Source organism: Streptomyces sp. NPDC020489 (assembly GCF_044386545.1).
Classification (GTDB): domain Bacteria; phylum Actinomycetota; class Actinomycetes; order Streptomycetales; family Streptomycetaceae; genus Streptomyces.
In genome coordinates, this window is sequence record NZ_JBIRUZ010000003.1 from 46,528 (window position 1) to 70,971 (window position 24,444).

Annotated in this window: 19 protein-coding genes; 15 read left to right on the plus strand and 4 right to left on the minus strand. The window is 71.4% G+C overall.

What is annotated here, in order from left to right; genetic code table 11:
- Positions 1 to 99: 99 nt before the first annotated feature.
- The 5 genes from ACH41F_RS07405 to ACH41F_RS07425 are packed head-to-tail and all read left to right on the plus strand — an operon-like array spanning position 100 to position 4,385.
- Positions 100 to 1,038, plus strand: coding sequence for a HAMP domain-containing sensor histidine kinase (locus tag ACH41F_RS07405; protein ID WP_398833714.1), 939 nt, complete (start codon positions 100 to 102; stop codon positions 1,036 to 1,038).
- The gene (locus tag ACH41F_RS07410) at positions 1,035 to 1,694 is read left to right on the plus strand and encodes a response regulator (protein WP_391243805.1); all 660 of its coding nucleotides are present in this window, start codon (positions 1,035 to 1,037) and stop codon (positions 1,692 to 1,694) included. The genes ACH41F_RS07405 and ACH41F_RS07410 overlap by 4 nt, the downstream gene beginning before the upstream one ends.
- A 58-nt stretch (positions 1,695 to 1,752) precedes the next feature.
- A complete protein-coding gene (gene miaB, locus ACH41F_RS07415; RefSeq protein WP_391243802.1) occupies positions 1,753 to 3,279 on the plus strand; it encodes a tRNA (N6-isopentenyl adenosine(37)-C2)-methylthiotransferase MiaB in 1,527 nt (508 codons plus the stop codon).
- Positions 3,280 to 3,322: 43 nt separating this feature from the next.
- Complete coding sequence (locus tag ACH41F_RS07420) at positions 3,323 to 3,613, plus strand: hypothetical protein (RefSeq protein WP_398833717.1); 291 nt, start codon at positions 3,323 to 3,325, stop codon at positions 3,611 to 3,613.
- 10 nt (positions 3,614 to 3,623) lie between these two features.
- Entirely contained in the window at positions 3,624 to 4,385 is a 762-nt protein-coding gene (locus ACH41F_RS07425) for a class III extradiol dioxygenase subunit B-like domain-containing protein (RefSeq protein WP_398833719.1), read from the plus strand.
- A gap of 64 nt (positions 4,386 to 4,449) precedes the next feature.
- Here ACH41F_RS07425 and ACH41F_RS07430 read toward each other — a convergent pair whose 3' ends face one another.
- Both ACH41F_RS07430 and ACH41F_RS07435 read right to left on the minus strand, forming a co-directional pair.
- Positions 4,450 to 4,716 (minus strand): antitoxin, encoded by a 267-nt coding sequence (locus ACH41F_RS07430; protein ID WP_398833720.1) that lies wholly within the window; start codon positions 4,714 to 4,716, stop codon positions 4,450 to 4,452.
- Positions 4,717 to 4,741: 25 nt separating this feature from the next.
- The gene (locus ACH41F_RS07435) at positions 4,742 to 5,029 is read right to left on the minus strand and encodes a hypothetical protein (RefSeq protein WP_398833722.1); all 288 of its coding nucleotides are present in this window, start codon (positions 5,027 to 5,029) and stop codon (positions 4,742 to 4,744) included.
- Between the two features lie 181 nt (positions 5,030 to 5,210).
- Between ACH41F_RS07435 and miaA the strand changes: the two genes are divergently transcribed.
- The 6 genes from miaA to hflX all read left to right on the plus strand — a co-directional run bounded on the left by miaA (position 5,211) and on the right by hflX (position 13,520).
- On the plus strand, positions 5,211 to 6,149 hold the full coding sequence (miaA, locus tag ACH41F_RS07440) for a tRNA (adenosine(37)-N6)-dimethylallyltransferase MiaA (RefSeq protein ID WP_391243789.1): 939 nt from the start codon (positions 5,211 to 5,213) through the stop codon (positions 6,147 to 6,149).
- Positions 6,150 to 6,257: 108 nt separating this feature from the next.
- On the plus strand, positions 6,258 to 6,761 hold the full coding sequence (locus ACH41F_RS07445) for a hypothetical protein (RefSeq protein ID WP_391243911.1): 504 nt from the start codon (positions 6,258 to 6,260) through the stop codon (positions 6,759 to 6,761).
- 97 nt (positions 6,762 to 6,858) lie between these two features.
- Positions 6,859 to 7,728, plus strand: coding sequence for a diaminopimelate epimerase (gene dapF / locus ACH41F_RS07450; protein ID WP_398833725.1), 870 nt, complete (start codon positions 6,859 to 6,861; stop codon positions 7,726 to 7,728).
- A gap of 288 nt (positions 7,729 to 8,016) precedes the next feature.
- Positions 8,017 to 10,143 carry an HD domain-containing protein gene (locus ACH41F_RS07455; RefSeq protein ID WP_391243782.1) on the plus strand — a complete coding sequence of 709 codons (2,127 nt, stop codon included), beginning with the start codon at positions 8,017 to 8,019 and terminating at the stop codon, positions 10,141 to 10,143.
- 158 nt (positions 10,144 to 10,301) lie between these two features.
- On the plus strand, positions 10,302 to 11,855 hold the full coding sequence (locus ACH41F_RS07460) for a M1 family metallopeptidase (RefSeq protein ID WP_398833727.1): 1,554 nt from the start codon (positions 10,302 to 10,304) through the stop codon (positions 11,853 to 11,855).
- Positions 11,856 to 12,020: 165 nt separating this feature from the next.
- Positions 12,021 to 13,520: a GTPase HflX gene (gene hflX / locus ACH41F_RS07465; RefSeq protein ID WP_391243776.1), complete on the plus strand. Its 1,500-nt coding sequence runs from the start codon at positions 12,021 to 12,023 to the stop codon at positions 13,518 to 13,520.
- A 169-nt stretch (positions 13,521 to 13,689) separates the two neighbouring features.
- Here the strand turns inward: hflX and ACH41F_RS07470 are convergent, their stop codons facing one another.
- Both ACH41F_RS07470 and ACH41F_RS07475 read right to left on the minus strand, forming a co-directional pair.
- A complete protein-coding gene (locus ACH41F_RS07470) occupies positions 13,690 to 14,892 on the minus strand; it encodes a trypsin-like serine peptidase (RefSeq protein ID WP_398833730.1) in 1,203 nt (400 codons plus the stop codon).
- A 213-nt stretch (positions 14,893 to 15,105) separates the two neighbouring features.
- Positions 15,106 to 16,329, minus strand: a complete 1,224-nt coding sequence (locus ACH41F_RS07475; RefSeq protein ID WP_391243769.1) for a trypsin-like serine peptidase — start codon at positions 16,327 to 16,329, stop codon at positions 15,106 to 15,108.
- A gap of 321 nt (positions 16,330 to 16,650) precedes the next feature.
- Between ACH41F_RS07475 and ACH41F_RS07480 the strand changes: the two genes are divergently transcribed.
- From ACH41F_RS07480 to ACH41F_RS07495, 4 genes are all read left to right on the plus strand, one after another.
- Entirely contained in the window at positions 16,651 to 18,348 is a 1,698-nt protein-coding gene (locus ACH41F_RS07480) for an aminotransferase class III-fold pyridoxal phosphate-dependent enzyme (protein ID WP_398833732.1), read from the plus strand.
- 495 nt (positions 18,349 to 18,843) lie between these two features.
- Positions 18,844 to 20,859 (plus strand): IucA/IucC family protein, encoded by a 2,016-nt coding sequence (locus tag ACH41F_RS07485; RefSeq protein ID WP_398833734.1) that lies wholly within the window; start codon positions 18,844 to 18,846, stop codon positions 20,857 to 20,859.
- Positions 20,860 to 21,005: 146 nt separating this feature from the next.
- Positions 21,006 to 21,854: a GNAT family N-acetyltransferase gene (locus ACH41F_RS07490; protein WP_398833736.1), complete on the plus strand. Its 849-nt coding sequence runs from the start codon at positions 21,006 to 21,008 to the stop codon at positions 21,852 to 21,854.
- A gap of 486 nt (positions 21,855 to 22,340) precedes the next feature.
- Entirely contained in the window at positions 22,341 to 24,329 is a 1,989-nt protein-coding gene (locus tag ACH41F_RS07495) for a helicase C-terminal domain-containing protein (protein WP_391243758.1), read from the plus strand.
- The last annotated feature ends 115 nt before the right edge of the window (positions 24,330 to 24,444 follow it).

Consider the following 24,444-nt stretch of genomic DNA (forward strand, 5'->3'; position numbering starts at 1 on the left):
TACGGTGGCGACATGGGTGTCGGCACGGATATACGCGACCCGCGCGGGGCGACGAGGCTGGTCGGAAAGAGGCGAGGAGAGAGGGGCGGGTCGGGGCACGTGTCACTGTTCTGGCGGATCTTCTCGCTCAACGCCGTCGGCCTCGTCGTCGCCGCGGCCCTGCTGCTCGGCCCGGTGACCGTGTCGACCCCGGTCCGGCGGGCCGAGGCCCTGGTCGTGCTCCTCGGCCTCGTCGTGCTGCTGGTCGCCAACGCCCTGGTCCTGCGGATCGGCCTCGCCCCGCTGAAGAGGCTCGGCCGGGCCATGTCCACCGCCGACCTGCTGCGCCCGGGCGCCCGCGCGGACGTCGCCGGTCCCGCCGAGGCCGCCGAGCTCATCACGACGTACAACACCATGCTCGACCGGCTGGAGGCCGAGCGGGCCTCCGGAGCCGCCCGTGCCCTGTCCGCCCAGGAGCGTGAACGGCACCGCATCGCGCGCGAGCTGCACGACGAGGTCGGCCAGACCCTGACCGCCGTCCTCCTCCAGCTCAAGCGGGTCGCCGACCGGGCCCCCGAGGAACTGCGCGAGGAGGTGGCGCAGGCCCAGGAGGCCACCCGCGCGGGGCTCGACGAGATCCGTTTCATCGCCCGTCGGCTGCGCCCCGGCGTCCTGGAGGAACTCGGCCTGGCCAGCGCCCTGCGCTCGCTCGCCGGGGAGTTCAGCGCCCATGGCCTGACCGTGCGCCATCACGTCTCCGGCGGCCTGCCGCCCCTGACCGAGGAGTCGGAACTCGTGCTCTACCGGGTCGCCCAGGAGGGCCTCACCAACACCGCCCGGCACGCCGCCGCCGACCACGCCGAGGTCCGCCTCCGGCAGGTCGACGGTGGTGTCGAGCTGCTCGTCCGGGACAACGGCAAGGGGCTGGGCGACGCACCGGAAGGCGCCGGGATACGGGGTATGCGGGAGCGGGCGCTGCTCATTGGGGCGGCCCTCACGGTCGGCCCGGCACCGGGCGGCGGCACGGACGTACGCCTGCGCGTCGGAGGCCCGCGGTGACCCCGAGGACCCCTGTCCGCGTCCTGCTCGCCGACGACCACACCCTCGTACGGCGAGGAGTGCGCCTCATCCTCGACGGCGAGGACGACCTCACGGTCGTCGCCGAGGCCGGTGACGGCGCGGAGGCCGTCGAGCTGGCACGCGCGCGTGACGTCGATCTCGCGGTCCTGGACATCGCCATGCCCCGGATGACCGGCCTCCAGGCGGCCCGCGAGCTCTCCCGCCGCCTGCCGGACCTGCGGATCCTGATCCTGACGATGTACGACAACGAGCAGTACTTCTTCGAGGCCCTCAGGGCCGGCGCCAGCGGCTACGTCCTCAAGTCCGTCGCCGACCGCGACCTGGTCGAGGCGTGCCGCGCGGCGGTGCGCGACCGGCCGTTCGTCTACCCGGGGGCCGAACGCGCCCTGGTCCGCTCCTACCTCGACCGCCTCCACCGCGGCGACGCCCTGCCCGAACGGGCCGTCACCGAGCGCGAGGAGGAGATCCTCAAGCTCGTCGCCGAGGGCCACACCTCCAAGGAGATCGGCGAGATGCTGTTCATCAGCGCGAAGACCGTCGAGCGGCACCGCGCGAACCTGCTCCAGAAGCTGGGGATGCGCGACCGGCTGGAACTCACCCGGTACGCGATACGCGCGGGCCTGATCGAGCCCTGAACCCGCGGTTGTCCACAGGGCGGCCGGAGCCCGACCCGGCACCGCCTACCCTTGTCCCATGAGCAGCATCGACCGGAGCCAGGCCGTGGACGTCTCCTCCTCTTCCAAGACCTACGAAGTGCGCACCTACGGGTGCCAGATGAACGTCCACGATTCCGAGCGATTGTCCGGTCTGCTCGAGGACGCCGGCTACGTCCGCGCGCCCGAGGGCTCCGACGGTGACGCCGACGTCGTCGTGTTCAACACCTGCGCGGTGCGGGAGAACGCCGACAACCGGCTGTACGGCAACCTCGGCCGCCTCGCGCCCATGAAGACCAAGCGCCCCGGGATGCAGATCGCGGTCGGCGGCTGCCTGGCGCAGAAGGACCGCGACACCATCGTGTCGAAGGCGCCCTGGGTCGACGTCGTCTTCGGCACGCACAACATCGGCAAGCTGCCCGTCCTGCTGGAACGCGCGCGCGTCCAGGAGGAGGCGCAGGTCGAGATCGCCGAGAGCCTGGAGGCGTTCCCCTCGACCCTGCCGACCCGGCGTGAGAGCGCCTACGCGGCCTGGGTGTCGATCTCCGTCGGCTGCAACAACACCTGCACCTTCTGCATCGTCCCGGCGCTGCGCGGCAAGGAGAAGGACCGCCGTACCGGCGACATCCTCGCCGAGATCGAGGCCCTGGTCGCCGAGGGCGTCTCGGAGATCACGCTGCTCGGCCAGAACGTCAACGCGTACGGCTCCGACATCGGCGACCGTGAGGCGTTCAGCAAGCTGCTGCGGGCCTGCGGCACGATCGAGGGCCTGGAGCGCGTGCGCTTCACCTCCCCGCACCCGCGCGACTTCACCGACGACGTGATCGCGGCCATGGCCGAGACGCCGAACGTGATGCCGCAGCTGCACATGCCGCTCCAGTCCGGCTCGGACACGATCCTGAAGGCGATGCGCCGCTCGTACCGGCAGGAGCGTTTCCTCGGGATCATCGAGAAGGTGCGCGCCGCCATGCCGGACGCGGCGATCTCCACCGACATCATCGTGGGCTTCCCCGGCGAGACCGAGGAGGACTTCGAGCAGACCATGCACGTGGTCCGCGAGGCCCGCTTCACCAACGCCTTCACCTTCCAGTACTCCAAGCGCCCCGGCACCCCCGCGGCCACCATGGAGGGGCAGATCCCCAAGGAGGTCGTCCAGGCGCGCTACGAGCGTCTCGTCGCCCTCCAGGAGGAGATCTCCTGGGAGGAGAACAAGAAGCAGGTCGGCCGCACGCTCGACCTCATGGTCGCCGAGGGCGAGGGCCGCAAGGACGGCACCACCCACCGCCTCTCCGGCCGCGCTCCCGACAACCGCCTGGTCCACTTCACCAAGCCGGCCGAGGAGGTCCGCCCCGGCGACGTGGTCACGGTCGAGATCACCTACGCCGCCCCGCACCACCTCCTCGCCGAGGGCGAGGTCCTGAAGGTCCGCCGCACCCGCGCGGGCGACGCCTGGGAGAAGCGCAACGCCGCCGAGGCGGCGAAGCCCGCGGGCGTGCTGCTGGGCCTGCCGAAGATCGGCGTACCGGAACCGCTGCCGGCGGTGACGGGGGGCTGCGCGGTCGACTGAGCGCGCGCCATACTCGTCGTGGCGACGAGGGACGGGGGGCGGCATGCCGCGCTGGGTGGTCCTGGTGCAGGCCGGGTACGGGGAGTCGTACAGCCTCGACGAGGTGGAGCACATCGAGGACACCCTCGAACGGGCCCGCGCGAGGCTGTACGAGATCGCCTGCACCCACAAGCCGTCGTCCCGGCTGCGGCAGAAGAGCCGACGGGTCTACCGGATCGGTGACGGCGACGCGTACTACGCCACCATCGAAGGCAGGCTGTCGACGCATCACGTGCTGTACCGCCTGGCCGAACTGGTGTGGAGCACCGACACCGAGCCGAACCCCTGGCAGTAGGCTGCCGATCATGCTGGTCGCCGCCGCCGTCTGCCCATGTCCGCCACTCCTCGTGCCCGAGGTCGCCGCGGGTGCCGCGCCCGAGCTGGACTCCGCGCGGGCCGCGTGCGCCGACGCCCTCGGTGTGCTCGCCGCCGCCCGGCCGGACCTGCTCGTGGTGATCGGCCCCGCCGAGAAGGACGGTCGGGGCACGCACGCGGAGGGGACGCGCGGCTCCTTCCGGGGCTTCGGTGTCGACCTCGACGTACGACTGGGCGCGGACCGGGACGGGCGACCGGGCGCTGACCAGGACGGGCGACCGGACGAGGACCGGGGCGAGGCGTCCGCGCGCGCCCTGCCGCTCGCGCTCGCCGTGGCCGCGTGGCTGCTGGAACGCGTCGGCTGGTCGGGTGCCCCGATCGAGGGACTCGGCGTGGGGGAACCGCTGGCCGCCGAGCGGTGTATCCAGGCCGGGAGGGACATCGCCGCGCGGGCCGAGCGCGTGGCGCTGCTGGTCATGGGCGACGCCAGCGCCTGCCGCACGCTCAAGGCACCGGGCTACCTGGATGAGCGGGCGGCGCCCTTCGACGAGGAGGTCGCGCGTGCGCTGGGGGCGGCGGACCTGGCGGCCCTCCAAGCGCTGGACGCCGAGCTGGCGTACGAGCTCAAGGCGTCCGGGCGGGCTCCCTGGCAGGTCCTCGCGGGCGCGGCCGAGGGTGCGGGCCTCGACGGCCGGCTGCTGTACGACGACGCGCCCTACGGCGTGGGGTACCTGGTCGCGGCCTGGTCCTGACGGGTCGGGAAACGGCGGACGGCCGGGAGGTCCGAACCCCCGCGGCCGTCCGTCGATATGCCGTTCAGGAAGCGGGCGGCGGTGCGGACGGGGGCGTGGTGGGGCCGCCGCCCATGCCGTCGTCCTTGTGCGCGAGTCGGTCCATGGCGTCCTTGGCCTTGCCCGTGCCCGTCTGGATCTTGCCGCTGTACTTGCCCTTGGTCTTCTCGTCGACCACCTTCGCGGCCTTGTCGAGACCGTGCTGGATCTTGTCCCCGTGCTGCTGCGCGAGGCCGGAGACCTTGCCCTTGGCCGGGCTGAGCTTGGCTTTCAGATTGTCCAGGAGACCCATCGTTCACCTTCCCACGCGGGGGCAGTTACGTGCGGGCGCTGTCGCCGGCGTCACGGTCGGCCGCCTCTTCGGCGGACTGCTGCTTGGGGATGTCGACGTTCTCGGCGGCACCGGACTCGACGGACTCCGTGGCCGTCGGCTCGGCCGGCTTCCCGGCCTCGGACGCGGCCTGGGGCTCCGTCCCGGCCGGCTCCTTCGCCGCTGCCGCCTCCGCCACCTCGGGCTCGGCCGTCAGTGGGGCGGCTCCCGCCTCGGTGGTCGACGTCTCCTCCGTAGCCTTCGACCTCCGAAGAAGTCGTGCGAAAACACCCATATCCACTCCATACGGTACTCGTGCGGGGAAAACCCGCCTTGCCCGGTGCGTCCGTTTGCGCCACCCCGGGTGCCGCCTCTAGAAACCGGCGGCGAAAACCACGCAACAGCCAACGACACCGCGCGCGTGCCGTCACGTAACTCGTTCGAGGCCACACCCTGACGTTTGCGAGACTGGGGCGGTGAGCAGCGCACCCCCCGCCCCCCGCGTCATCGCCGTCGTCGGACCGACCGCGGCCGGAAAGTCCGATCTGGGAGTCTTCCTGGCCCGACGTCTCGGCGGCGAGGTCGTCAACGCCGACTCCATGCAGCTCTACCGAGGGATGGACATCGGCACCGCCAAGCTGACGCCCGAGGAGCGCGACGGCGTCCCGCACCATCTGCTGGACATCTGGGACGTGACCGTCACCGCCTCCGTCGCCGAGTACCAACGGCTCGCACGCGAGCGGATCGACGCGCTGCTCGCCGAGGGACGCTGGCCGATCCTGGTCGGCGGCTCCGGCCTGTACGTCCGCGGCGCCGTCGACAACCTCGAGTTCCCCGGCACCGATCCCGACGTCAGGGCCCGACTCGAGGAGGAGCTCACGCTCCGCGGCTCCGGCGCGCTGCATGCCCGCCTGGCCGCCGCCGACCCCGAGGCCGGCCGGGCGATCCTGCCCAGCAACGGCCGTCGGATCGTCCGGGCGCTCGAAGTCATCGAGATCACCGGCCGGCCCTTCACCGCCAACCTCCCCGGCCACGACTCGGTCTACGACACCCTCCAGATCGGCGTCGACGTCGCGCGCCCCGAGCTCGACGAGCGCATCGCGCGCCGGGTCGACCGGATGTGGGACGCGGGCCTGGTCGACGAGGTACGGGAGCTCGAGGCGCACGGGTTGCGCGAGGGGCGTACGGCCTCGCGTGCGCTCGGGTACCAGCAGGTGCTCGCGGCGCTCGCCGGGGAGTGCACGCTCGAGGAGGCGCGGGAGGAGACCGTCCGTGCCACCAAGCGCTTCGCGCGCCGCCAGGATTCATGGTTCAGGCGCGATCCGCGGGTGCACTGGTTGAGTGGGGCTGCGGCGGATGTCACAGAACTTCCGCAGCTCGCACTGGCGTTGGTCGAACGACCGGTTACAGCCTGATCACGTCCTGGCATCGGGACGCCCCGGCCGTCATCCCGGCATCCGGCGCCGTGCCATCATCGAGCTTCGATCGACCAAGTGAAGTCCGAGTTGGGAGGGCGCGTGGCGATGGAGGCCGGCCCTCGCGACACCGCACACGGCACCGAGCCCCTCACCGCTGACAGCGGTGAACCGGAGCAGGACGAGGACCGTCTGAGCCCCGACGGGCCCGACGAGACGCCGGACGGCGTCACAGCCGACGGCCCCGAGCCCGAGGAGATGTTCCCGGGCGGCCCGGAGGTCGAGGTCGAGCTGCGTCCGCAGCGCCGGATGCGCATCTGGCAGCTGGCGCCCATCGTCTCCCTGGCCGCGGTCGGCTCCCTGATGTTCGCCTTCCCGCTCGCCTTCGACTTCGGCGACAGCGGGGCCGTGATCGCCATGCTCGGTCTGCTGATCTGCTCGTGTGCGGCCGGCTGGGGCATGATGGCCGCCCGTCGCGTCGGTTACACGTGGCCCGGCTGGCCGCAGCGGGGCTCCGGGCGGCGCCCGGACTGGCGTGTGGTGCTGTTGTACGCCGTGGTCGTGGCCGCGGTGACAGCGCTGGCCGTCCTCCGCGTGGCCCGCCTGCGCTGACCTGTACGCGCGTGGCACGACGTACGGCCACGCGCGCGTACGGACGCCGTGCGACGGTCCGTGACCCGGTGTCGTACCCACCCCGTACGATCGAGGGATGAGCACGCGGATCGCCTTCCTCAAGGGTCACGGCACCGAGAACGACTTCGTGATCGTCCCGGACCCCGAGAACGCCGTAGACCTGTCCCCGGCCGCCGTGGCCGCCCTGTGCGACCGCCGCGCGGGCATCGGCGCCGACGGCGTCCTGCACGTCGTGCGGTCCGCCGCGCACCCCGAGGCCCGGCACCTGGCGGCCGAGGCGGAGTGGTTCATGGACTACCGCAACGGCGACGGCTCGATCGCGGAGATGTGCGGCAACGGCGTCCGGGTCTTCGCGCGCTACCTCCAGCACGCCGGACATGTCACCGAGGGCGACCTGGCGATCGCCACGCGCGGGGGCGTGAAGTCCGTGCACCTCGCCAAGAACGGGGACGTCACCGTCGGCATGGGCAAGGCCCGCCTGCCCGAGGGCGAGGTCACCGTCAGCGTCGGCGAGCGCAGCTGGCCCGCGCGGAACGTGAACATGGGCAACCCGCACGCCGTGGCCTTCGTGGACCACCTCGCCCACGCGGGCACCCTGTACTCCCCGCCGCCCTTCAGCCCGGCCGCCGCCTACCCCGACGGGGTCAACGTGGAGTTCGTCGTGGACCGCGGCCCCCGGCACGTCGCCCTGCGCGTGCACGAGCGCGGCTCCGGTGAGACCCGGTCGTGCGGCACGGGCGCGTGCGCGGTCGCCGTGGCCACCGCCCGCAGGGACGGCGCGGACCCGGCCGTGACCGGGACCCCGGTGACGTACACCGTCGACGTGCCCGGCGGCACCCTCGTGATCACCGAGCGGCCCGACGGCGAGATCGAGATGACCGGCCCCGCCGTGATCGTGGCCGAGGGCACGATCGCCGCGGAATGGCTGGAAACCGCGGCCCGCTGACCGTGTAAATCGACGGGCTCGGTGGTATTAGGCGCTCGGATCCGCAGCTCCGGGCATCCGGAACGGTGTGAAACGACGGACAACCGCAGGTCAGCTGGCGCGAAACCGTAAACCTGGAAACCGTCGCTCGAATGGGTGATCCGTTTCACGCTCGACGAGAGGCGGTCAGCCGCACGTGGTGGGCTCGGTAGCATCAAGCACCGGCCCGGACGGGGGATTGATGCCATCCCCTGAGCCGTGTCCGCCCTGGGGCACCCCGTCCGCCGGTTGACGCAGCCGGAGGTGCCCATGAGTGCGGAGGCCACGAACCCCGCGACCCCAGGTCCGGTAACGGGACCCGCGGCCCGCTGGCGGGCGCGGATCGACCTGCGCCGTCTGGGCCGCGCCGCCCTGCTCGGCCCGACCGCGCGCGACCGGATGCCCGACGCCATCGGCCATGTCGCGGAGGCCCACCGCGCCCACCACCCCGACGCCGACCTGGAACCGCTGCGCCGCGCCTACGTCCTCGCCGAGTCCTCGCACCGCGGCCAGATGCGCAAGAGCGGCGAGCCGTACATCACGCACCCGCTCGCCGTGACCCTGATCCTCGCCGAACTCGGCGCCGAGACCACGACCTTGACCGCCTCACTGCTCCACGACACCGTGGAGGACACCGAGGTGACGCTCGATCAGGTCAGGGAGCAGTTCGGCGAGGAGGTGCGTTTCCTCGTCGACGGCGTCACGAAGCTGGAGAAGGTCGACTACGGCGCCGCCGCCGAGCCGGAGACCTTCCGCAAGATGCTCGTCGCCACCGGCAACGACGTCCGCGTGATGTCGATCAAACTCGCCGACCGGCTGCACAACATGCGCACCCTCGGCGTGATGCGCCCCGAGAAACAGGAACGCATCGCCAAGGTCACCCGCGACGTCCTCATCCCGCTCGCCGAACGGCTCGGCGTGCAGGCGCTCAAGACCGAACTGGAAGACCTGGTCTTCGCGATCCTGCACCCCGAGGAGTACGAGCACACGCGGGAGTTGATCGTCGACAACGCCTCCCGCGCGGACGACCCCCTCGCCGAGATCGCCGACGAGGTGCGCGGCGTGCTGCGCGACGCCGGCATCCCGGCCGAAGTCGTCATCCGGCCACGGCACTTCGTCTCCGTGCACCGCGTCGCCCGCAAGCGCGGCCAGCTGCGCGGCGTCGACTTCGGCCGACTGCTGGTCCTGGTCAACGAGGACGCCGACTGCTACGGCGTCCTCGGCGAGCTCCACACCTGCATGACGCCCGTCGTCTCGGAGTTCAAGGACTTCATCGCCGTACCGAAGTTCAACCTCTACCAGTCGCTGCACACCGCGGTCGCACGCGGGGACGGCCAGGTCGCCGAGGTCCTCATCCGCACCCACCAGATGCACAAGGTCGCCGAGGCCGGCGTCGTCGCGCTCCGCAACCCCTACGCGCCCCCTGCGGAGGAGCCCCTGGACGGCGAGCGCGAGGACCCGACTCGTCCCGGCTGGCTGTCCCGCCTCCTCGACTGGCAGGAGGCCGCGCCCGACCCGGACACGTTCTGGTCCACACTCCGCGAGGACCTCGCCCAGGACCGCGAGATCACCGTGTTCCGGCCCGACGGCGGGACCCTGGGCCTGCCCGAGGGCGCGACCTGTGTGGACGCCGCCTACGCGCAGTACGGCGAGGACGCGCACGCGTGCATCGGCGCCCGCGTGAACGGCCGGCTGGCGACGCTGAGCACCGTTCTGCGGGACGGCGACACCGTCCAGCTCCTCATGGGCCAGGACCCGGCCTCCGAGCCCTCCAGGGAGTGGCTGGAGCACGCGCACACACCCGCCGCCCGGATCGCCATCCAACGCTGGATCGCGACCCATCCCTCGCCCGAGGAGCCGCAGGAGGCCGACGCGCCCGCGGAGCGCGAGGTCGCCCCGCGCGCGACCGCCGAGACGCCGGCCGCGGACGCCCCGGCCCTGCGCCCGGGCGGCGCCGACGTCCTCGTCGACCCACCGGGCGCCACCGTACGGCTCGCCGGCTGTTGCACCCCCGTACCGCCCGACGACATCACCGGATTCGCGGTGCGCGGGGGAGTGGTCACCGTGCACCGGGTCGAGTGCCCGGCGGTGGCGCGCATGACAGAGGCGGGGCGCGCGGAGGTCGCCGTGCGCTGGGGCGAGACCGCCGGCTGCCGGGTCACGCTCTTCGCCGAATCGTTCGGCCGCCCCCATCTGCTCGCCGACCTCACCGAGGCCATGGCCCTCGAAGGCGCCGAGATCGTCTCCGCGACCGTCGAACCCCCCAGCCAGCAGCGGGTCCGCCACACCTACACCGTCGAACTCCCGGACGCGGCCCTGCTGCCCACGCTCATGCGGGCCATGCGGAACGTCCCCGGGGTGTACGACGTGAGCAGGGCGCAGACGACGAGCGCGTGAGCGGCGGGTACGCGCGCCCGTGCCCCCGGCTCCGCCCTCGGCGCCACTCCGGACACACTTGCGCGTCCCCGCCCGCATCCCACCAGGCCGTTACCCGTTCGGGTGGGCCGGGCGCGAGTCGTCGCCGTGCGGTACGCGCGCACTGGTAGCGGTGGTGCATGCTGCTCACCCCCCACGCCAGGAGCCCGCGCCGGCTCAAGGCGGCCGCGCTGCTCGCCTCCGCCGTGTCCGTCTGCCTCGTCGCCGCAAGCGCCCCCGCCACCCCGCTCGGCGTCGGCGACCGCCTCTTCCCGCACCTGGGCAACCCCGGGTACGACGTGGCGTCGTACGACCTCTCCTTCACCTATCCCGGCTCCAACAACAAGCCGCTGAAGGCCGTCACCACGATCGACGCCTGGACGACGACCTCCTTGGACCGCGTCAACCTCGACTTCGCGCACGGCACCGTCGAGTCCGTGGAGGTCGACGGCGATCAGGCGTCCTTCGCCGACGCCGGTGAGGACCTGGTGGTCACCCCCGAGGAGCCGCTGCCCGGCGGCAGCTGGACGCGGATCACCGTGCGGCACACCAGCGACCCCGTGGCCGCCGGGAACCGGGACGGCGGCTGGGTGCGGACCACGGACGGCCTCGCCATGGCCAACCAGGCCGACGCCGCCCACCTGGTCTTCCCGTGCAACGACCACCCCTCCGACAAGGCGATGTTCACCATCAGGGTCACCGCGCCCGACGAGTACACCGCCGTCGCCAACGGACTGCCGACCGGCGTGGACCGGGTCGCCGGGCAGACCACCTGGACGTACCGGACCCAGCACCCCATGGCGACCGAGCTCGCACAGGTCTCCATCGGCCGTTCCACCGTGCTGCACCGCACCGGACCGCACGGACTGCCGGTCCGTGACGTGGTGCCCACCCAGCACCGCGCGGCGCTCGAACCCTGGCTGGCGAAGACGCCGGACCAGATCCGCTGGCTGGAGGGCAAGGTCGGGCGCTACCCCTTCGAGACGTACGGCCTGCTCATGGCCGACGCCGACACCGGCTTCGAACTCGAGACGCAGACCCTCTCCCTCTTCGAGAGGGACCTGTTCACCGAGCCCGCCTACCCCAAGTGGTACGTCGAGTCGATCATGGTCCACGAACTGGCCCACCAGTGGTTCGGCGACAGCGTCAGCCCCCGCACCTGGTCCGACCTGTGGCTCAACGAGGGACACGCCACCTGGTACGAGGCCCTGTACTCCGACGAGAAGGCCGGCAAGTCCATGGAGGCGCGGATGAAGGCCGCGTACGGCGCCTCCGACCGCTGGCGCGCCGCGGGAGGCCCCCCGGCCGAGCCCAAGGAGCCCGACGCCGGCCAGAAGATCAGCATCTTCCGCCCCAACGTGTACGACGGCGCAGCGCTGGTCCTCTACGCCCTGCGCCAGGAAATCGGCCGCCCGGCCTTCGAGGAACTGGAACGGGCCTGGGTGAGCCGCCACGAGGACGGGGTCGCCACGACCGCCGACTTCGTCGCGCTCGCCGAGGAGATCTCCGACCGCGACCTGGGCGGATTCTTCCAGGGCTGGCTCTACGGCGAGAAGACGCCGCCGATGCCGGGGCACCCGGGGTGGACGTCGGTGGCGTCGACTAAGACGCCCGCCAAGGCATCCGCGAAGACGGCCACCAAGGCATCCGCGAAGGCACCCGTCGGTGCGGCCGCCGGGGGCGCCGCGAAATAAGGCGATGACGAGACGGGCCGTGCCGTGCGACCATCTTCGGGTCGGCGGCACGGGACACGGGAATCTCCCGGGGTACTCGTGCGTTGAGCACAGTGATCGGCCCGACCATCGCGGTCATCGCCGTGACGATCGCCGAATCAAGATCCCCAACGACGTAAGGACCCAATGACCTCCTCTTCTTCCCCTTCCCAGGACTCGCAGCGCTTCGCGCACTCACACCCCGAAGGTCTTCGGGCCGATGCCCTGATGGAAGAGGACGTCGCCTGGAGCCACGAGATCGACGGAGAGCGGGACGGCGACCAGTTCGACCGCTCCGAGCGCGCGGCCCTGCGCCGTGTGGCAGGCCTCTCCACCGAACTCGAGGACGTCACCGAGGTCGAGTACCGCCAGCTCCGTCTGGAGCGGGTCGTGCTCGTCGGCGTCTGGACCTCGGGGACCGCGCAGGACTCGGAGAACTCCCTCGCGGAGCTCGCCGCCCTCGCGGAGACCGCGGGCGCACTGGTGCTCGACGGCGTGATCCAGCGCCGCGACAAGCCCGACGCGGCCACCTACATCGGATCCGGCAAGGCCACCGAGCTGCGGGACATCGTCCTGGAGACCGGCGCCGACACCGTGATCTGCGACGGTGAGCTCAGCCCCGGCCAGCTCATCCACCTCGAAGACGTCGTGAAGGTCAAGGTCATCGACCGTACGGCCCTGATCCTGGACATCTTCGCCCAGCACGCCAAGTCCCGAGAGGGCAAGGCGCAGGTCGCGCTCGCGCAGATGCAGTACATGCTGCCGCGACTGCGCGGCTGGGGTCAGTCGCTGTCCCGGCAGATGGGCGGCGGCAAGGGCGGCGGCCTCGCCACCCGTGGTCCCGGTGAGACCAAGATCGAGACGGACCGGCGCCGGATCCGCGAGAAGATGGCGAAGATGCGCCGGGAGATCGCGGAGATGAAGACCGGCCGCGAGATCAAGCGCCAGGAGCGCAAGCGCAACAAGGTGCCGTCCGTGGCCATCGCGGGCTACACCAACGCCGGCAAGTCCTCGCTGCTCAACCGCCTCACCGGCGCGGGCGTGCTGGTCGAGAACGCCCTGTTCGCGACCCTCGACCCGACCGTGCGCCGGGCCGAGACCCCGAGCGGCCGGCTGTACACGCTGGCGGACACCGTCGGCTTCGTACGCCACCTGCCGCACCACCTGGTCGAGGCGTTCCGCTCCACCATGGAGGAGGTCGGCGAGTCCGACCTGATCCTGCACGTGGTGGATGGCTCGCACCCGAACCCGGAGGAGCAGTTGGCCGCCGTGCGCGAGGTGATCAGGGACGTCGGCGCCACCGGCGTGCCCGAGATCGTCGTGATCAACAAGGCCGACGCGGCGGACCCGCTGACGCTCCAGCGGCTGATGCGGATCGAGAAGCGCTCCATCGCGGTCTCGGCCCGTACCGGCCGGGGCATCAAGGAACTGCTCGCGCTCATCGACAACGAGCTGCCCAGGCCCTCGGTCGAGATCGAGGCTCTCGTGCCGTACACGCTCGGCAAGCTCGTCGCCCGCGCCCACGACGAGGGCGAGGTGATCTCCGAGGAGCACACCCCGGAGGGCACCCTGCTCAAGGTGCGGGTGCACGAGGAGCTGGCGGCGGAACTGGCGGCGTACGTGCCGGAGCCGGTGTCGGTCGCCTGAGCTTCTACGCCGGTGGCGTGAGGCTGTGTCGGGTTGCTGAGCTGATGCCGGTCGGCTGAGTTGTTCGCTCGGCGCAGGACAGCCGTTCGTCACAACAACGCCGTTCGTCACTGGACAGCGAGAAGGCCCGCCCCTCGTCCTGAGGGGCGGGCCTTCCGGCGTGTACGGGTCACTTGCCGCCGTACGTCTTGCTCATGTTCTGGTAGATCGCCTCGGCCTCCTGACCCAGCTGCGGGCCCGCCAGCCAGGTGTTGTCCGCCGGGCCGATCGAGGTGTTCGAGACCAGCTTGGTCCTGCCGTCCACCACCCGGAACCAGCCGCCGCCGGACGAACCGCCGGTCATCGTGCAGCCGATGCGGTACATCGTCGGCAGCGTCGTGCTCAGCGAGAGCCGGCCCGGCTGGTCGATGCACTTGAACATCTTCAGACCGTTGTACGGCGCCGCCTGCGGGTAGCCCCAGGCGCCCATCTTGGCGACCTCGGTCGCGGAGGGGGCGGAGAAGTCCACGTCCAGCGCGGCACCGACCGTCTCCTCCAGCGACTTGGCGCCCGACTCCGGCTGCACGTGCAGCACCGAGTAGTCGTACGCGGCCCCGTCGCCACCGGTCTCCGAGCCGCCCGCGATCCACTGGTTCGAGGTCGAGGCCCAGTCCGCCCACCACTGGCCGTACGGAGCGATCTCGGTGGGGTTGGAGTCGGTGAGCTGCGCCTCGGACTTGCCGTAGTCGTTGTACGCCGGGACGAACATGATGTTGCGGTACCAGCCGCCGCCGTCGCCCGCGTGCACGCAGTGGCCCGCCGTCCACACCAGGTTCGACTTGCCCGGGTGGTTCACGTCCTTGACGACCGTGCCCGAGCAGACGGCATGTCCCTCCGGAGTGTCGAAGAAGATCTTGCCGACCGGCGCCGCGTTCTGGTGGTAGGGCGTCTTCTCGGCCGAGGCCTCGACGGGTGCCGGGTCCGGGTCGGTGACGCCCTGGGCGGCTGCCGCGTCCTTCGTCGAGTACGTCTTGTTGGCCTCCTTCGCGGATTTCATCCGCTCGGGCTTCCAGAGGCCCTCGATCACCGGGTTGACGAAGTCCTTGGCCTGACTGAGCCACTTGTCCCGGTCCCAGTCCCGCCAGCCGCCGTCCTTCCACTTGTCGACGTCGATGCCGTGCTCCTTGAGCTTGCCGGCGAGGTCGGCAGGGATCTGGATCTTGTCGTTGCCGCTGTCGGCGGCCTGGGAGGTGGTGGCGGCAGGCTTGTCGCTCGCCGTGTCCGAGCCTTCGCAGGCGGTCGTGGTCAGCGCCAGGGCGGCGACGAGGCCGGTGGCGGCGAGAGCGGTACGGCGCCGACGCCGCGCTGTCGCGGGCGTACGTGTGGAACGCATGGTGCGGTAACCCCCGTTGGAGCGATCGGTGTTTCACTGCGCGCGAGTACGTCACCACGCGCTGATGTCATGGGCGTGTCATTCGGGGGGTGCGCGCTCTGCGTGAACCCCCCGAGTCACGCGACACCCCACTATGCCCGTGGAGTTGAGGGCGAACGGCGGCGGGACGGTGAAGGTTTCCGAGAGCCGTCCCGCCTCTCCGATGCCGGGCCGCTACTGGCCGGCGAACTTCTTGCTGACCGAGTCGTACACGCCCTTGGCCACCTCACCCAGTCGCGGTCCGGCCAGCCAGCCTGCCGACACCGGGCCGATCGAGGTGTTGGACACCAGCGCCGGCTTGCCGTCCGAGCCCGTCGCGACCCAGCCGCCACCGGACGAACCGCCCGTCATCGTGCAGCCGATGCGGTACATCGTCGGGTCCGACACCTTGAGCGACAACCGCCCCGGCTTGTCCTGGCACTGGTACAGCGTCTGACCGTCGAACGGCGCCGCCGCCGGGTACCCCGTCGCCGTCATGCTCTGGATCTTCGTCGCCGCCGGAGCCTTGAAGTCCACCGGCAGGGCCGAACCGACCGTCTCCTCCAGCGACTTGCCCGAACCGCCCTCCTCCGGCGTCACATGGATGACCGCGAAGTCGTACGAGGCACCGTCGCCGCCCGTCGCCCCGCCCTGCTCGATCCACTGGTCCGAGGTCTGCGCCCAGTCACCCCACCAGACGCCGTACGGCGCGACTTGCTCCCTGGTGGCACTCTCCAACTCGGACGTCGCCAGCGCCTTGTCGTTGTACGAGGGCACGAACGCGATGTTGCGGTACCAGCCGCCGCTCTTGCCCGCGTGGACACAGTGGCCCGCCGTCCACACCATGTTGGACTTGCCGGGGTGCGCCGGGTCCTGCACGACCGTCGCCGAGCAGACCATCTGTCCTTCGGGGGAGTCGAAGAACACCTTGCCCGCCTCGGGAACACTGTCGTGGTACGCAGGCGACACGGCCTTCGCGTCCACGGGCGCCGGCTCCGGGTCGGTCACCCCCTGGTCACCGTCGAGGTCACTGTCGTCGACCTCCTGGTCCGGCTCCTCGGCCTCCCGCATGCGGTCCGCGTCCCACAAGCCCTCGATGATCGGGTTGATGTAGTCCCCGGCCTCGCGGAGCCAGTCGTCCTTGCTCCAGTCCTTCCAGGCCCCGTCCCTCCACTTGTCGACGTCGATCCCGTGCTCCTTGAGCCGGTCCTTGATGTCGTCCGGGATCGTGATCTTGCCGTCGCCCTCGGACGCGGCGGTGGCGGAGGCCTGCGCGTCGGCGTCGGCGTCGCCCGACTCACACGCGGTGGCGGTGAGCGCGAGCGCGGAGGCGAGGGCCACGGCGGCCAGCACGGGGGAGGTCCTGCGGCGCGCGCCCCCTTCCCGGCGGACGGTGGGCAACGGCCGTATGGATCGCATGATCTGACTCCCCCTGGGGTGAACGAACTCGGTGCGTGGCCGTGATCCCACATCAACCCCCCGGCGGCTCTTGCCGTCCGGTGCCGATCTCCTGTGCGCACGGCCTCTTGGAACGGCAACACACACTATGCGCTCGCTGCGGGGGACTTCCCACGGAACGGCAACGGTTCCGTCACGGCAAGGATCTTGCGGCAACCCGTAACCGGGTGAACCGTCCGGGGTTGGTAGCCATGGGGGCCTGCGGTGTGTGCGGTCCCCTGCGCCCATGCTGCGACTCCGGCTCGCCGTTGGGCGCGGACGGCGGCGGGAGGGCAGGGTGACGTGGCCGAGACTTCGTACGGCGGGTGCGTGTCCGAGGGGAGTCCCCGGCGACAGTCGGCACGCGAGCCGGCGGCACGCACCTATGCGCGCGCCCTGCCGATCGTGCCCGTGCGGGCCCGCGGACTCACCATCGAGGGCGCGGACGGCCGCCGTTACCTGGACTGTCTCTCCGGCGCGGGAACCCTGGCCCTCGGGCACAACCACCCCGCGGTCCTGGAGGCCATCCGCAAGGTCCTCGACTCCGGCGCGCCCCTGCACGCCCCGGACCTCGTGACACCCGTCGAGGACGCCTTCGTCACCGAGCTGCTCCGCACCCTGCCGCCCGGCCTCGCCGACCACGCGCGCGTGCGGTTCTGCGGGCCGAGCGGCACGGACGCGATGCGGGCCGCCGTGGACCTCGTCCGAGCGGCAACCGGGCGCAGAGGCGTCGTCACGTTCACCGGGGGCGGGCGGGGCGTGGTGGGCGTCGGGGGCGTGGGCTTGGGCGTGGGCGACGGGGACGTCATGGGGGTGCGTTTTCCGCGGGGGTGGTGGGGCGGTGACGGTGGTTGTGAGGGTGCTTGTGCCTGTGCGGGTGCCGGCGGCTGTGGTTGTGGGGTGGGTGGTGGCGTCGGTCTCGGCTTGGGCGGCGCGAGTGGGGAAGAACTCGCCGGCCCTTGGACGCAGCTCCTCGTGGGTGGCTCCGGGGCGGATGCTCCGATCCCTGCCGGGGTGGTGGTGGAGCCCATCCAGGGAGAAGGTGAGGTGATTTCGGCGCCGGGTGCCTGGATGCGGCGCTTGCGGCAACTGACGGCGGACCGTTCCGTTCCCCTGATCGCCGACGAGGTTCATACCGGCGTCGGCCGCACCGGTGTCTTCTGGGCGGTGGAGCACAGTGGCGTCACCCCCGACGTGATGGTCCTCTCCAAGGCCATCGGCGGCAGCCTGCCCCTGTCCGTGCTGGCCCACCGCGACGACCTCGACGTCCGGGAACCCGGCGCCCCTGTCACCGGCAATTTCCGCGGCAACCAACTCGCCCTGGCCGCGGGCACGGCGACACTCGCCCACGTCCGCGAGAACGGGCTTGCCGAGCGTGCGGCGCTCCTGGGCGCGCGGATGCTTTCCCGGCTGCGGGAGCTGGGGGAGCGGTTCGCGTGCGTGGGGGCTGTGCGGGGGCGGGGGTTGATGGTGGGGGTTGAGCTGGTGGATCCGGCCGTGGGGGACGGGCGGGGAGGCGGCTTGGTGAGGAGTGCGCGCTTGTGGGGCGGGAGCGCTGGTGGGGGTGCGCCCCGCGGGGGTGCGGGTGGGGGTGCGCCCGGTGGCGCCGGTGTCTTTCGGTGTGAGGGGGCTGGAGGCGCGGGTGCCGGGAGGGCGGGCGTCGAGAGAGGGGAGGGTGGGGGTGTGGGCGCCGGTACCCGTGCTGCCGCCCCCGAACTCGCCGCTGCTGTCCAGCGAGAGTGCCTGCGACGCGGTCTCATCGTCGAACTCGGTGGAGTCCACGCGAGCGTCGTACGCCTGCTCCCACCCCTGACGATCAGCGACGAGCAGGCGGACGCGGTGCTGGAACGGTTGTCCGAGGCGGTGGAGGCGGTTGAGGCGATGGCTGGCGGCAAGATCCCCCGCGTCCGGATTCCGCACAGTCCGAAGAAGGCAACCGGCCAGACACGTGACCGGCCTGCCGATCGTGCCCCACGGGAGGGCCAACCTGTCGATCGGTGACCTGGCTGCCTTCAAGGGCCCCACGCGTAGTGCCGCTCCATGCAGCGCCGCTCCACGCAACCCCCCTTCACGCAGCGCCACATGAGTCAGTCCCCACCTATTGCTCCAGCCCGGGAACCACATCTCGCCTCCACTTGACCCGACTTCACCTGAGGCCTTGCTCACCGACGCACCGCCATCCCCCGAACCGCCGCACACCAAGACCCTCCGCTCCACCCCCTCCCACCTGACCCACCCCACTCCCACGACCCGGAACCCCGCTCACGAGGAACAGCCTTGAACTCCACCCCCGCCGCCCCCGACGGCCTCGTCCCCAGCACGCCCACTCAAGGCGCCTCTTCCACGGAGGCTTCCCAGGAGCCTCAGATCGGTGCGACCGTCGCCACGAGCCCCCGCCCTCAGGAACGGGTCCCGGAACAGGGGCGCGGCCCGCTGCGGGACAGGCCCTCCATCCCGGGTGACAGCCAAGAGCAAGGACAGGTTCCGGGGCAGGCCATGCCCCGCACACCGGGCAACCGCCGGAACGCCGAGTGGCTGCGTGGCGCGACCGCAGACCCCTGGGACCACCCGGACCCGCACACCGCGGCCCAGTCCGCAGCCGTGGAGAACCTGCTGCGCTGCTGGGTGCGCGAGACCGACCTTCCCGCTCCCATCGACGGCACCCTGCGCATTCCTCTGCCCGCCAGCGGCACCGCTCTGCTCACCCCCGTCCATTACTGGTCGCCGACGGGATGGCACCGCTTCGGGCCTCCCCGCCTGGCCGACACCCCCCAACAGTCCCCGCCCCTCGACTGCGTCACCCTCGCTGCTCTGCTCACCCGGGAAGCCCCGGAAGCGGGCAGCATCACCGTCACACCGACGGCCCCCATCGGTCCGGCGGCTGCTCCCACGCCAACGACCGCCCGCATCCCGGCTGTAGCCCCGACGTCGGTCACGGCTCCCGAGCGGGCCACTGCCGAGACGCCGGGCACCGCCCCCACTCACACAGCCACCACCCCCGAGGTCACCCCCACCCACGGCACCGACCTCGTCGCCCGCGTAGCCGACTCCGTACGCCGAACCATGACCTTCATCGACGACCGACGGAAGCGGCCTGCCGACGCACCGGACCTCTTCCTCGCCGCCGAACAGGCCCTGGTGCTGGGCCACTCCCTGCACCCGGCGCCCAAGAGTCGTGAAGGGCTGTCCGAGGCGGAAGCGCCCTTGTACTCACCGGAGTTGCGAGGCTCCTTCCCTCTGCACTGGCTCGCTGTTGCTCCTTCCGTGCTCGCCACCGACTCGGCCTGGACCGAGCGAGGGCGTCCCGTCCCGGCGGAACGGCTCACGGCTCGCCTCCTCGGCACCGAGCCGCGCCTCCCCGACGGTTATGCGGCCCTGCCTCTGCACCCTTGGCAGTCACGAGAGGTCCGGCATCACCCGGTGGTCGCCTCCCTGCTCGACGCTGGGCTGCTCCGGGATCTGGGAGCGCACGGCTCTCCCTGGCACCCCACCTCTTCCGTCCGCACGGTGTACCGCTCCGGCGCCTCCGCCATGCTCAAGCTCTCGCTGGGCCTGCGCATCACCAACTCCCGTCGTGAAAACCTCCGCAAGGAACTCCACCGCGGCGTCGAGGTCCACCGTCTTCTGCGCAGCGGCCTCGTCGAGCAGTGGCAAGCCATCCACCCCGGATTCGACATCGTCCGCGACCCGGCCTGGCTGGCTGTCGACGGGCCGGACGGCACCCCTGTGCCCGGACTGGACGTGATGATTCGGCACAACCCGTTCCGCCCCACGGACGACGTCTCCTGTGTGGCCGGGCTTGTTTCTCCCCGGCCCTTCGCGCATCCGGGCACCGCTCCAGGCATCAGCACGGGCACCGCCTCGAACGTCGGCACGGCTGACCTGCCGGCCATGCGCTCCCGGCTCGCCGAGATCGTCACGCGCCTCGCCACCCGGACCGGTCGGCCCTTGGGCGCCGTCGCCGCGGAGTGGTTCCTGCGTTACCTGGAGCAGGTCGTCCGTCCAGTGCTGTGGTTCGACGCTGAGGCAGGGATCGCCCTGGAGGCGCATCAGCAGAACACGCTGGTTCAGTTGGACGGCGACGGCTGGCCGATCGGCGGCCGCTACCGGGACAACCAGGGTTACTACTTCCGAGAGTCCCGGCGTGCGGAACTCGAGGCCAGGCTCCCCGGAATCGGCGCGCACAGCGACACCTTCGTCTCCGACGACGTCACCGACGAGCGCTTCGCGTACTACCTCGGCATCAACAACGTCCTCGGTCTCATCGGAGCGTTCGGCTCCCAGCGCCTTGCTGACGAGCGCCTGTTGTTCGCCGCCTTCCGCCGCTTCCTGAGCGAGGTCGCCTCCGGGCCCGCCCGACTGCGCACGTCACTGCCGTCCCGCCTCCTCGACTCACCCGTCCTTCGTTGCAAGGCCAACCTCCTCACTCGACTGCACGGCCTCGACGAACTCGTCGGCCCGGTCGACACCCAGTCCGTCTACGTCACCATCGCCAACCCCCTGCTCTCGTGATCACCACCGGGAGCGCGCAGCTCACCATCGACCCGCCTTGTGAGTGATCACCGCCAACCTCCCGCACTCCTCAACCTCCCGCATCCCTCAACCTCCCGAGTCCCTGAGGAACATGCCCCGACCCGTCTTCTGAGAGGAACGCCCCCGTGTCTCCCACCGACGCGACTGCCGACACCGGTACCGCCCCCACCCCTGATGTCGGCGGCCAAACCAGCCCCGGCGCGGCCGGCCGGCCCACGCCCCTCGACCCTGGCTCGGCCGACATCGACCGTGACGCCTCGTGGTCCACGGACAGTGAGGACACCCTCGAGCTGCGCCTGCCCGACGAGTTCCTCGCACTCATCGCAAGCGAGACCGACCACGGCAGCTCTAATGGCCATGGCGGACGCGGTGCAGGTGGGTCCGACCCGGTCGTCGGAACCCGCGACGACCTCCTCGACCGCGTCGCCGACTGGGGGTCGGTGACCACACCCGTGGGCGTTTTCCACCTCGTCCCTGTGCACGTCGAGCGGGACCTTCCACTCATCGGCCGCTGGATGAACGACCCGGTCGTCGCGCGGTTCTGGGGCCTGTCCGGCTCTCCAAGCCTTGCCGAGCGCCACGTCCGCGCCCAACTCGACGGGGACGGTCGAAGCGTGCCCTGCCTCGGCGTGCTGGACGGCACGCCGATGAGCTACTGGGAGATCTACCGTGCCGACCTCGACCCCTTGGCCCGCCACTATCCCGCTCGCCCGCACGACACCGGTATCCACCTCCTCATCGGCACGGCCGCAGACTGTGGACGAGGTCTCGGCAGCGCGCTGCTCAGAGCCGTCGCCGACCTCGCACTCCACAAACGCCCCACCTGCGCACGGGTCATCGCTGAACCCGACATCCACAACACCCCTTCCGTCTCCGCTTTCCTGCGCGCCGGTTTCCGGCACTCCGGCGAGATTGACCTCCCCGACAAGCGAGCCGCCCTCATGATCCGAGACCGCCCGGCTCGCCTGGCGTGACGCAACGTCGTACTGTCATCACTTTTGGTACACCGCCCGTCCCGGCTCGGTTCCCACTCCGGCCACACTTTTTCCGGCCGACCGACATCGCCGCGACGACGGGAGGTTCCGGGCCCCGCCCGCCGCCCGGAAAGGCCGCACTGCCCTCACCCCCGGTACCGCCCACCCCACCCCCCACTGCAGCCGCCTTCGCACCCCCGCCCCCCACCCGCAGCCCTCGCACCCCCGCCCCGACACCCCCCCCACCCCCACCCCCTCCGACCACCCCCGTCCGAAACCGACCGATCCCGCCCACCTCCGACGCCTCACACCCCAAACCCAACCCACCTCACCCCCGAACAGACCGAGACCGGTCTCGACCCGTCCAAACTCGGTCCCAGGCGAACCATCCCGATCCCCGTCCCCACCCGCCCCCGGTCTTGATCCCGTCCCTCGTCCCCCCGTGGCCTCTCGTTTGTCAGTGGTGGGCCGTAGGGTTGTCGCGCTATGACAAAGCCCTCACTCCCCGAACTCCTGCATGCCGCCGTCGCCGCTGTCGGTGGCACGGAGCGCCCCGGCCAGGTGACCATGGCCGAAGCCGTCGCGGAGGCGATCGACGACGGCTCCCATCTGCTGGTCCAGGCCGGCACCGGCACCGGAAAGTCCCTGGGCTATCTCGTGCCCGCGCTCGCCCACGGGGAGAGAGTCGTCGTCGCCACGGCCACCCTGGCCCTCCAGCGCCAGCTGGTCGAGCGGGACCTGCCGCGCACGGTGGACGCGCTGCACCCGTTGCTGCGGCGTCGCCCGGAGTTCGCGATGCTCAAGGGCCGGTCGAACTACCTGTGCCTGCACCGCCTCCATGAGGGCGTGCCGCAGGAAGAGGAGGAGGGTCTCTTCGACCAGTTCGAGGCCGCGGCGCCCACGAGCAAGCTGGGCCAGGACCTGCTGCGCCTGCGTGAGTGGTCGGACGAGACGGAGAACGGCGACCGGGACGACCTCACGCCGGGCGTCTCCGACCGGGCCTGGGCCCAGGTGTCGGTCTCGTCGCGCGAGTGCCTGGGCGCCACGAAGTGCGCGTACGGTGCCGAGTGCTTCGCGGAGATGGCTCGTGAGCGGGCCAAGCTCGCCGAGGTCGTCGTGACGAATCACGCGCTGCTCGCCATCGACGCCATCGAGGGCGCCCCGGTTCTCCCGCAGCACGAGGTGCTGATCGTCGACGAGGCCCATGAGCTGGTCTCCCGCGTGACCGGGGTCGCCACCGGCGAGCTCACTCCGGGGCAGGTCAACCGCGCGGTGCGCCGTGCGGCGAAGCTCGTCAACGAGAAGATCGCCGACCAGCTCCAGACCGCAGCCGAGGGCTTCGAGCGGCTCATGGAGCTGGCTCTGCCGGGTCGCCTGGAGGAGATCCCCGAGGACCTCGGTTACGCCCTCATGGCGCTGCGCGACGCCGCTCGCAATGTCATCTCGGCGATGGGTGCCACCCGTGACAAGTCCGTCCAGGACGAGGACGCGGTCCGCAAGCAGGCCCTGGCCTCCGTCGAGAGCGTGCATGACGTGGCGGAGCGGATCACCAACGGCTCCGAGTGGGACGTCGTCTGGTACGAGCGCCACGACCGCTTCGGCGCCTCCTTGCGCGTCGCCCCCATGTCGGTGTCCGGCCTGCTGCGGGAGAAGCTCTTCGCGGACCGCTCCGTCGTCCTCACCTCCGCGACGCTGAAGCTGGGCGGCGACTTCAACGGTGTCGGCGCCTCGCTCGGTCTCGCCGCCGAGGGCATCGAGGGAGACGACCTCCCGCAGTGGAAGGGCATCGACGTCGGCTCGCCCTTCGACTACCCGAAGCAGGGCATCCTGTACGTCGCCAAGCACCTCTCGCGCCCCGCGCGGGACGGCGATCGCGCGGACATGCTCGACGAGCTGACGGAGCTGATCCAGGCGGCAGGCGGCCGCACCCTGGGCCTGTTCTCCTCGATGCGAGCCGCCCAGCTGGCGGCGGAGGAACTCCGCTCCCGCATCCCCGAGTTCCCCATCCTGCTCCAGGGCGAGGAGACCCTCGGCGAGTTGATCAAGAACTTCGCCGCTGACCCGAAGACCTGTCTCTTCGGCACGCTGTCGCTCTGGCAGGGCGTCGACGTCCCGGGCCCCAGCTGTCAGCTGGTCGTCATGGACAAGATCCCGTTCCCGCGCCCCGACGACCCGCTCATGAGCGCCCGGCAGAAGGCGGTGGAGGACGCCGGAGGCAACGGCTTCATGGCCGTCGCCGCGACGCACGCGGCGCTGCTCATGGCACAGGGCGCCGGTCGTCTCGTACGGGCGTCGGGGGACCGGGGTGTGGTCGCCGTACTGGATCAGCGGCTCGCGACGGCCAGGTACGGGAGCTATCTGAAGGCCTCGCTCCCCGACTTCTGGTACACGACGGACCGCAACCAGGTCCGGAAGTCGCTGTCCGCGATCGATGCGAAGGCGAAGCAGAGCGAGGAGCGGGACGGCGAGGAGTGAGGGGCGTGGGGGGGGGGGGGGGGGGGGCGCGGGGGCGCCCCCCCCCCCCCGCGCCCCCGCCCCCGCCCCCCCGCCCCCGGCCCCCCCCCCCCCCGCCCCCCCCCCCCCCCCCCCG

What these genes read in the sequence shown, in the direction of transcription:
- miaB (WP_391243802.1), top strand. Translation starts at nt 1,753, where the DNA reads ATGAGCAGCATCGACCGGAGCCAGGCCGTGGACGTCTCCTCCTCTTCC.
- ACH41F_RS07420 (WP_398833717.1), top strand. Translation starts at nt 3,323, where the DNA reads ATGCCGCGCTGGGTGGTCCTGGTGCAGGCCGGGTACGGGGAGTCGTAC.
- ACH41F_RS07425 (WP_398833719.1), top strand. Translation starts at nt 3,624, where the DNA reads ATGCTGGTCGCCGCCGCCGTCTGCCCATGTCCGCCACTCCTCGTGCCC.
- ACH41F_RS07430 (WP_398833720.1), bottom strand. Translation starts at nt 4,716, where the DNA reads ATGGGTCTCCTGGACAATCTGAAAGCCAAGCTCAGCCCGGCCAAGGGC.
- ACH41F_RS07435 (WP_398833722.1), bottom strand. Translation starts at nt 5,029, where the DNA reads ATGGGTGTTTTCGCACGACTTCTTCGGAGGTCGAAGGCTACGGAGGAG.
- ACH41F_RS07445 (WP_391243911.1), top strand. Translation starts at nt 6,258, where the DNA reads ATGGAGGCCGGCCCTCGCGACACCGCACACGGCACCGAGCCCCTCACC.
- dapF (WP_398833725.1), top strand. Translation starts at nt 6,859, where the DNA reads ATGAGCACGCGGATCGCCTTCCTCAAGGGTCACGGCACCGAGAACGAC.
- ACH41F_RS07455 (WP_391243782.1), top strand. Translation starts at nt 8,017, where the DNA reads ATGAGTGCGGAGGCCACGAACCCCGCGACCCCAGGTCCGGTAACGGGA.
- ACH41F_RS07460 (WP_398833727.1), top strand. Translation starts at nt 10,302, where the DNA reads ATGCTGCTCACCCCCCACGCCAGGAGCCCGCGCCGGCTCAAGGCGGCC.
- hflX (WP_391243776.1), top strand. Translation starts at nt 12,021, where the DNA reads ATGACCTCCTCTTCTTCCCCTTCCCAGGACTCGCAGCGCTTCGCGCAC.
- ACH41F_RS07470 (WP_398833730.1), bottom strand. Translation starts at nt 14,892, where the DNA reads ATGCGTTCCACACGTACGCCCGCGACAGCGCGGCGTCGGCGCCGTACC.
- ACH41F_RS07475 (WP_391243769.1), bottom strand. Translation starts at nt 16,329, where the DNA reads ATGCGATCCATACGGCCGTTGCCCACCGTCCGCCGGGAAGGGGGCGCG.
- ACH41F_RS07485 (WP_398833734.1), top strand. Translation starts at nt 18,844, where the DNA reads ATGCCCCGCACACCGGGCAACCGCCGGAACGCCGAGTGGCTGCGTGGC.
- ACH41F_RS07495 (WP_391243758.1), top strand. Translation starts at nt 22,341, where the DNA reads ATGACAAAGCCCTCACTCCCCGAACTCCTGCATGCCGCCGTCGCCGCT.